At 42.8% G+C, this 1,024-nt stretch carries 1 protein-coding gene and 1 pseudogene; one reads left to right on the top strand and one right to left on the bottom strand.

Features of this window, described 5'->3' with window-relative positions; translation table 11 throughout:
• Window positions 1-235: 235 nt before the first annotated feature.
• Window positions 236-730, bottom strand: coding sequence for a GNAT family N-acetyltransferase (locus FCV43_RS19775; RefSeq protein ID WP_136996137.1), 495 nt, complete (start codon window positions 728-730; stop codon window positions 236-238).
• A gap of 143 nt (window positions 731-873) precedes the next feature.
• On the opposite strand from FCV43_RS19775, the pseudogene FCV43_RS20735 reads away from it, so the two are divergent.
• Window positions 874-1,024 (top strand): annotated as a pseudogene (locus FCV43_RS20735) (IS4 family transposase); the annotation flags it as partial.

The raw sequence follows: 1,024 nt of genomic DNA, 5'->3' as shown, positions 1-1,024 counted from the left end.
ACTTTCTACGTGCGATGGTTATTTTGATGGCAACTTTCACGAGACGAACAGGTGTGTAGCTCGAACGAAGAACAAAGATAAACGAATAATTTAACCCTTTGAATCTTATGCAATATAACGCCGCGTTAAGGGGTGAACAACGCCACCACCTGACCTAACCCATTGTGCCATAATCACAAAAACTAAACTTTGAGCCAAAACTGCCAAGCGTTGTGAATCCCTCTTAAACGCTTTGTTATGTGCGTTCTAAACGGTAACGCCTTACTGTGCCCTCGTTTTTACTTGTGTAGTTGCCAAGATACTCACCGCCACAGTTTTCGATAACCTTTTGGGATGCTGAGTTGTCAACGGAACAAGTAACAATAACTGAATCAGTGACAACATGGTCTCGCACCCAAGCGAGGAGGAATGAGGCTACACCTTTGCCTCGAGCAGACGGTCTAGTTTCGTAGCCAACATGCCCAATGACATTCTCTACGTTGGCATTAGTACCTTTACGAACTCGAATAGCGCCTAAGATTTCAGAGCCAGATACGCAATAATAAGTTGTGCAGGGCAAATAATCGTTTGGGAACTCAGAAGTTGCCTTAGAACGTTCAACCAAACTTAATAAATAAGCTTCAGGATCTTGCTCAACGCCGGAATATTTAGGGATACCCGACTCCAAACATTCTTTCGCGTAACTTGCTAATATTGCAGCTAAATCTGAACTCGCTTCTACTACTTCCATGTCAATTTTCCTCTAAAGCACATAACGCCCCTATCTTGCGAATCCCCTCATAATTAACCGTAAAAACAATGAGGTAGACGCGCATCGCTGTCTTTGATCTAATGAATATCGCCAAACACACATTTCGAACAAATGGACTAACGATGCGCGATATTCAGATTCTACAGCAAACTATACAAAACCAATGCCCCTCCATTCACAAAAAACGCGTTAATTCTCTGATACTTGCCACAAAAAGTGTGCTTGACGGCTCTGACTTAACACTGACTAAACTTGGTCGTCAGCTCGAAACTA

This window comes from Vibrio genomosp. F6 (genome assembly GCF_005146325.1).
GTDB classification, from domain to species: Bacteria; Pseudomonadota; Gammaproteobacteria; order Enterobacterales; family Vibrionaceae; genus Vibrio; species Vibrio cortegadensis.
This window is presented reverse-complemented; position numbering and strand designations above follow the sequence as displayed.